The organism is Clostridium sp. AM33-3, from assembly GCF_003480315.1.
Classification (GTDB): domain Bacteria; phylum Bacillota; class Clostridia; order Lachnospirales; family Lachnospiraceae; genus Brotaphodocola.
The window spans coordinates 155706-163091 of record NZ_QUIV01000006.1; the positions used below are offsets into that span (position 1 = coordinate 155706).

The following is a 7386-nucleotide window of genomic DNA, read 5'->3' on the forward strand; positions in this document are numbered from 1 at the left end:
TTACCAGTTCATCAGGCCGTAGCCCTTAATACTTTGATAATTCAGGTCATAACTTTTGATCTTGCAGGCATCGCCGGAATTTCCCTCCACCGTATAAACACGGCTGCCATCCGTACCGATCACGATACCCACATGGTCTGCTGTCCCATCCAAATCCCAATCAAAGAAAATTGCATCTCCGGGAGCCAGATTGTTATAGCCTCTTGCACCCCATTGTCCATGAGACTGGAACCACGGAACGCCCTGCCACTCACAGCCTGCAAAGCGCGGTTCACTTTTTCCAGCCTGGTTATAACACCAGGATACAAAGCAGGCGCACCACTCCACGCGGCTGTCAAAGCCATACCAGCTCCAATAAGGATAGCCGCCCACATTGCCCACCTGACGCTTGGCCAGTTCCACCAGCTGAGGATTACCGGGGCGGGTACCGTTAATGAACTGCACACCGGACAGATCTTCCGAGCCGCTGGTATCAGGGGAACCGCCGCCAAACAACAACGGCTTATTGCCCATGGTCTGCCGGTAAACCTGATACATTTCCATCTGCTCCGGGGTCAGTAACTCCGACGCCACAGCGGAAATGGGCTTGCTGGTGAGTTTCACATTCAAAATGTAATACTCATAGGGGACTTCTTCTGAGGTGGTCTCGCCGGTCTCCGGGTCGGTGGAGGTCTCCGTGCGGTAGCGAATCTCCACTTCCTCAGTAAGCGTCAGCTGATACTGTGCTGCAAACACACGCGCCAGCTCTGTCTGAGCGCTCTGCTGGGTGTAACCTTGCAAGACGGCAGACAGAAATGCTGCCAGCTCATGAGGGTCATGGCCGATCATACCAAGGTCATAGCGATACTCGTCATACCCTGGGTGGCTGCTTTCAATGTTGTCGATTTCCTCCTGTAACTGGACTTCTCTGGCTGCATAATCTGCCTCCACTGCCAGCATTTCCGGGTCATCCGACGGATAAGTGGTGCCGGAGAGAACGGAACCGATGCTCTGCGCCATCATGGAGCAGGAGGACATGGTATTCATCAGCATACAGGTAATGAGAAACAAAACCCCTGCCATCAGGAAACCCTTCTTGTGGCGCACGACGAACGCCCCTGCCTGCTGTGCCTTTTCTTTCACCGTCCTTGCGGCTTTTCCGGTTTTGGACGCAGCCTGGGCGGTATTTCCGGCAGTCTGACCGGCGTGTTTGGCGGCGGCATACTGCCTTTTGATGGCCTGCTTTTGCTGCCAGCGGGAAAGAGGGTTGCTGGCAAACTGGGGATTTTCCTGCAAAGATTTCTGGTACAGGACATTTACATTTGCCTTTTCCAGTTGGCGCTCTGCCTGTGCTGCTTTGCGGTACGGCTTCAGCTTGTGGCTGCGATAGCCCTCCCGCACCAGATAAGCGCCAGTCTCCACCGCTTCCTCGGACTTATGGGCGCTTTCCACGCCCACGTTGTCCTGCTCTGTTTCCCGGATCTCTTTGTGGAGCTTGCCCACGACCAGATGGACGGGAGCTTCCCTGACTCCTTGAGAAACTTTGGAAGGTGGCTTTTTCTTGTCCTCAAAGGTCAGCTTCGAGGTCTTTTTTCCGGTATCCGGGTCAATGACCGTCTGCCTGACCTTTTTCTTTGGGATATTGGCCTGCGCCTTATCTGCTCTGGCCGCAGCTTTCTCCGCTTTACGGATCGGCTTTTCCAGTGCAGGGTCAGACCGTTCCTCATCAGTAAAGCGCAGGCGCGGTTCCTTATTCAAACCATTCTCCCAGCATGAGGGAGGACATCATGTAGTGCAGCTCTGCATAAATGGCCATTCCCACAGGATCGTTGAACATACAGCCGGACAGATAGGCATAAAACTGTGCCACCACATCGGACAGGATCTTCGCCTCTGTTCCTTCCAGAATCAGGCCGCCCATACCTTCTTTAGCACGAATGGCGCTCCATACCTCTGCCAGACGGAGAAGCCCCACCTGACCGGTCTCATTCAGTTCGGCTGCCTGATCTGCCGCCGTGCGGCACTCACTTACCGCATCGGCCATGACCGTAAGCAACTGGCTGCGCTGGGCATTTACCGCCCTGTCAAAAAACATCAGCGGGTTTTTATTCAAAATGTTGGGGTTCATCATCATTCATCCTCCTTCTTTTTCAGTTCCTGGGGTTTGGTGGTCATAATGCGGTAAAGCTCGGTATTCTTCGGGAAGTGATCCACGAAAGGCAGGATTGTAGAGCCATAAAACAGCAGGCCCTCGCCCTCACCGGAGTGGGTCACATAAGATAATTGGTGTGTGGAAATCCCCAGCTGCTTGGCGAGGATCTGACGGTCTCCGCCTGCCTGGTTGAGCATATACACGAAGTCGGAATTTTCAAAGATATTTTCCACCTCGCGGCTGCTCAAAAGGTCTTTGACATTCTGGGTGATACCTGTCGGAATACCGCCCCATTTTCTGAATCGCTTCCAGATTTCCACCGTATAGGCGGCGGTCTGCTCCTCCTTCAAAAGCAGGTGCATCTCGTCGATGTAGTAGCGGGTAGACTTGTGAGCGGCACGGTTGATGGTAACGCGGTTCCACACCTGATCCTGTACCACCAGCATACCGATTTTCTTGAGCTGCTTGCCCAGTTCCTTGATGTCATAGCAGACAATCCGGTTATCAATGTCCACATTGCTCTGATGATTGAACACATTCAAAGAACCCGTTACATAGATTTCCAATGCCGTTGCAATGTACTGAGCTTCTTTTTCTTCCTGCTCCCGCAACAGGTTATAAAGGTCCTCCAAAATCGGCATATTCTCCGGCTTTGGGTCATTGAGATAATCGTTGTAAACCAGCCGTACACAACGGTCAATAATGGTTTTCTGCACCGGCTGCAAGCCCTCCTTACCGCCCACGATCAGCTCACACAAGCTGAGGATAAAGTCAGACTTGAGTGACAGCGGGCTTTCATCATCCGAATAGTCCAGGTTCAGATCCATCGGATTGATGTAGTTGGTTGAAGTAGGTGAGATCTTGATGACCTGCCCATGCAGACGCTCCACCAGAGGTGCGTACTCCGCTTCCGGGTCACAGATGATAACATCATCACTGGTAAGCAAAAAACAGTTGGCAATTTCTCGTTTTGCACTGAAGGACTTACCGGAACCCGGCGTACCCAAAATCAAGCCGTTGGGGTTTTTCAGCAGCTTTCTGTCTACCATGATGAGGTTGTTGGATAGGGCGTTGATGCCGTAGTACAGAGCTTCTTTCCCGTTCTGGAACAGTTCCTGCGTAGTAAAGGGCACAAAGATAGCTGTAGAACTGGTGGTCAGTCCTCGCTGGATCTCGATCTGATTGAGTCCCAGGGGCAGACAGCTCATCAGCCCTTCTTCCTGCTGAAAGTCCAGCCTGGTCAGCTGACAGTTTCTCTATTGGTCGCATCCGCTACACAAAATTCAATTTGTTTTGCATATTGTGATTGCCGTCTTTTAGCCAATTCTATCATTTTTTTGCTGTAATCAAAAGCGACAATCGAAGCGCCTCTTTGTGCAAGATACGAAGAATAATTTCCATTGCCACACGCAATATCCAAAATGTAATCCGCAGGATTAGGAGATAGAAGTTCCGTTACTTTGGGACGCACTACCTCTCTGTGAAATTCATTAGATTTGTCACCCATTGCATTATCCCAAAATTGTGCGTTTTTCTCCCAGATTTTTTTACTTTCCTCTGTTCCCATGTTCTCTCCCACTCCCAAAATTTGCCTTTTTGCTTCCATTAAATCTTCCTTACTATATTCCATTGTTACCCTCCATAACTTCTGATTGTTGCCGTCTTGACTATTATGTATCTTTTCTTTCCAAAATGGTATAGGCTTTTATTTTTATAATGCTGCAAAACTTTTCTTCTGTAAGGTATTCAAAGGATATTTCCCTTTGCCGCCGCTATTGGAAAGCCAAAAGCAGCGGCTTTTTTACGCGATATGACCGAAAAGTCTAGAAAGCAGGATATGTCATCATTTGTCATTTCTTCTCAATGTAATAACTGCATGGCATATCAAGCCAAATACAAGAGAAAAACAGCCACCGCCAAATAGTGATGCTCCCCACCCTGCACCCGACATTGTCATAAAACCGCCAACAAAGAAAATACCAATGCCAAGAAATATCCCGACACCATAAAAAAGTCCAATTGCCATATCATACTTATTAAATTGTCGTTTCTCTTTTTTTTCACATGTTTCCATTTTTGTTATTACCTCCTTCGCAAAATCGTCCATGTGGACTCCAAAAAGAAAACAAATTTTTTTCAACGTATTTAAATCGGGTTCATTAACATCTCTCTCCCAATTCGATAGCGCCTGCCGGGTAACATTCAATTCCCCAGCCAGTTCTTCCTGTGTCATTCCCGATTGTGTTCGCAGATGACGTATTTGCTTTCCTGTTGTAATATCCGTCTGTTTCTGGTTCAAAATGGTTCCTCCTCTCTGATGCTGATTTTATCAATATACGATACATTTATGCAGACAACACCACGGATCGGCTTTTGGCTGGACAATTCCAATCAAACACCACAGCAGACAGCAGAAACCATTCTGAACACCAGGAAGCCGGTATGATTGTTACATATAAGGGGAAGAAAAATTTCTTTTAAGTACTTGCTTTCCTAAAACTGATGTGATATAATAGCTTCATTCCAGAAAAGGAGTAAAAAATATGCGGCAAGGTATTCTTAAATAAAACTATAATCAAATAGTGGGAACAAAGAATTATGATAGCTCCTTTTGTGGGGGCTTGGTTTTTTGTACCAAATTTAAGAATACTTTTGCCTTATCAATTTTGACATATTCAAAAAACAGCAATCACAAATAGGTGTATGCTGTATATGTGTATGTCCGCAAATTAGAATCCCCAGTGGTAAAAGTATTTTACTGCTGGGGATTTTTATGCCCTTTGGGGCTGTAAAGGGAGGACAATCACATGAAAATAATCAATATCGGCATTCTGGCCCATGTAGACGCAGGAAAAACTACATTGACAGAAAGTCTGCTATACACCAGTGGAGCGATTGCGGAACAGGGAAACGTGGATAAAGGGACCACAAGAACAGACACTATGATTTTGGAACGGCAACGGGGAATTACCATTCAGACAGCGGTTACTTCTTTTTATTGGAATGATTATAAAATCAATATCGTGGACACTCCCGGTCATATGGATTTTTTAACCGAAGCATACCGCTCTTTATCTGTCCTTGACGGAGCTGTTTTAGTCATTTCAGCAAAAGACGGCGTACAGGCACAAACCCGTATATTATTCCATGCGCTTCAGAAAATGGACATTCCGACAATTATCTTTATAAATAAGATAGACCAAAATGGGATCGACCTGCAGTGTGTTTACCAAAGCATTAAAGATAAACTTACCAGTGATATGATTGTCATGCAGGAGGTTTCCCTGTCGCCAAAGATAACCATGACCGATATTTCTGATTTAGACAAATGGGATATGATTATTTCCGGAAGCGATGAACTATTAGAACGATATGTTGCAGAGGATTCTTTGGATATACAGGAATTACAATATGAAAAGTGCAAAAGAACCAGATGCTGCTCTTTGTTTCCTGTTTATCATGGGAGTGCAAAAGACAATTTAGGAACAGAAAAACTGATTGAAGCGATTATAGAAACTTTCATTACAGAAACGGACGATATTCAGTCTGAATTATGTGGATATGTTTTTAAGGTTGAGTATACAGAGCGGAAAAAACGGCTTTCTTATTTACGCCTGTATCATGGGACGCTCCATTTACGGGATACCCTGCTGCTGTCAAAAAAGGAAAAAATAAAGATTACAGAAATGTGTATTCCGTCAAATGGTGAAATCGTCCCGGCTGACCATGCCTGTCCGGGAGAAATTGTTATTTTAGCTGATGATACTTTGAAACTGAACGATATCCTGGGAAATGAAAAACTCCTGCCTCACAAAACACGGATTGATAATCCCATGCCATTACTTCGGACAACGGTAGAGCCGCAAAAGCCGGAGCAAAGGGAAGCCCTGTTAAATGCCCTCGCAGAGATTGCTGATACAGACCCTCTTTTGCATTTTGACATTGATACTGTTACCCATGAGATTATGTTATCTTTTTTGGGAAAAGTACAGTTAGAAGTTATTTGTTCGCTATTAGAAGAAAAATATCATGTGGGCGTGGCTATGAAAGAGCCTTCGGTTATTTATCTGGAAAGACCGCAAAAAAAAGCGAGCTGCACGATTCATATTGAAGTGCCGCCGAATCCGTTTTGGGCATCTATTGGTTTGACTGTAACACCGCTTCCTGTTGGAAGCGGAACACAATATAAAAGCGAGGTATCTCTCGGCTATTTAAACCAAAGTTTTCAAAATGCCGTCATGGAGGGTGTGCGTTATGGAATGGAGCAGGGCTTATATGGCTGGGGAGTGACAGACTGCCAAATTTGTTTTGATTATGGAGTTTATTACAGCCCGGTCAGCACCCCCGCTGATTTTCGTTTTCTTGCGCCTGTCGTGTTGGAGCAGGCATTGAAAAAAGCAGGGACACAACTGTTGGAACCATACCTTTCCTTTACCCTTTTTGCACCGCAGGAATATCTTTCACGGGCTTATAATGATGCACCAAAGTATTGCGCAATCATTGAATCAACCAGACTTGAAAAAGATGAAGTTATTTTTAAGGGTGAAATCCCTGCCCGTTGTATCGGTGAATATAGGAATGATCTGAATTTTTATACAAATGGAAGAAGTGTCTGCATTACAGAATTAAAAGGGTATCAGGAAACTTCCGGCGAGCCTGTATTTCAGCCACGCCGCCCGAACAGCCGTTTAGACAAGATCCGGCATATGTTTCAGAAGATAATGTAACGTCTTGCGCAATGCAAGCGTTCATTGCTGGCTATTGCGAAATATCCCAGAAGGCCGGCTCCCAAGGAGGAAACGTCAATGATCCTGCCTTCAGTGATTATACCTCTATATTTTGTCTGGTGCATTAAGGAAACCTCAGACACGGTAAATATGTCCTATAACTTCTGATGGAGGGGGAACTCCTCCTTCCGTTATATCTATATAGATTTATTAGATTGGACTTTGTAACTATTAACCAGTAGTCGTTCTTGACTACACCATTATTATACTAGGAGAATGTAACTTCATGTTTGCTAAAAATTCAAAGGCATATTCTGTCTACCTGCTGTTCCGATTTGTCTGTTCCCTGGCGGTTTCTATGTCCACAGTGCTTTCCATCGTGTACCACCTGGAGGTGGTGCAGCTGGATGCTTTCCAGCTTGTCCTGGTAGGGACGGTTCTGGAGACCTCCTGCTTTCTGTTCGAGATACCCACCGGTGTGGTGGCGGATTTGTATAGCCGTCGGCGCTCGGTGCTGATTGGAATGTT

4 protein-coding genes and 3 pseudogenes are annotated in these 7386 nt (G+C 46.0%); 2 read left to right on the forward strand and 5 right to left on the reverse strand.

From position 1 onward, the window contains the following. The 5 genes and pseudogenes from DW819_RS05505 to DW819_RS05525 all read right to left on the reverse strand — a co-directional run bounded on the left by DW819_RS05505 (position 1) and on the right by DW819_RS05525 (position 4430). Positions 1 to 1737 carry a CHAP domain-containing protein gene (locus DW819_RS05505; RefSeq protein WP_118732415.1) on the reverse strand — a complete coding sequence of 579 codons (1737 nt, stop codon included), beginning with the start codon at positions 1735 to 1737 and terminating at the stop codon, positions 1 to 3. Then, positions 1730 to 2113: a DUF3851 domain-containing protein gene (locus DW819_RS05510; RefSeq protein WP_009003364.1), complete on the reverse strand. Its 384-nt coding sequence runs from the start codon at positions 2111 to 2113 to the stop codon at positions 1730 to 1732. The genes DW819_RS05505 and DW819_RS05510 overlap by 8 nt, the downstream gene beginning before the upstream one ends. After that, positions 2110 to 3384, reverse strand: a pseudogene (locus DW819_RS05515) (DUF87 domain-containing protein); the annotation flags it as partial. The gene DW819_RS05510 and the pseudogene DW819_RS05515, both read right to left, overlap by 4 nt. Continuing rightward, positions 3378 to 3761 (reverse strand): annotated as a pseudogene (locus DW819_RS05520) (methyltransferase domain-containing protein); the annotation flags it as partial. The pseudogenes DW819_RS05515 and DW819_RS05520, both read right to left, overlap by 7 nt. Before the next feature lie 213 nt (positions 3762 to 3974). Then, positions 3975 to 4430: an XRE family transcriptional regulator gene (locus DW819_RS05525; protein WP_003505401.1), complete on the reverse strand. Its 456-nt coding sequence runs from the start codon at positions 4428 to 4430 to the stop codon at positions 3975 to 3977. 508 nt (positions 4431 to 4938) lie between these two features. On the opposite strand from DW819_RS05525, the gene tet(32) reads away from it, so the two are divergent. Next, a complete protein-coding gene (gene tet(32), locus DW819_RS05535) occupies positions 4939 to 6858 on the forward strand; it encodes a tetracycline resistance ribosomal protection protein Tet(32) (protein WP_003505402.1) in 1920 nt (639 codons plus the stop codon). A 286-nt stretch (positions 6859 to 7144) separates the two neighbouring features. Next, positions 7145 to 7386 (forward strand): annotated as a pseudogene (locus tag DW819_RS05540) (tetracycline efflux MFS transporter Tet(40)); the annotation flags it as partial.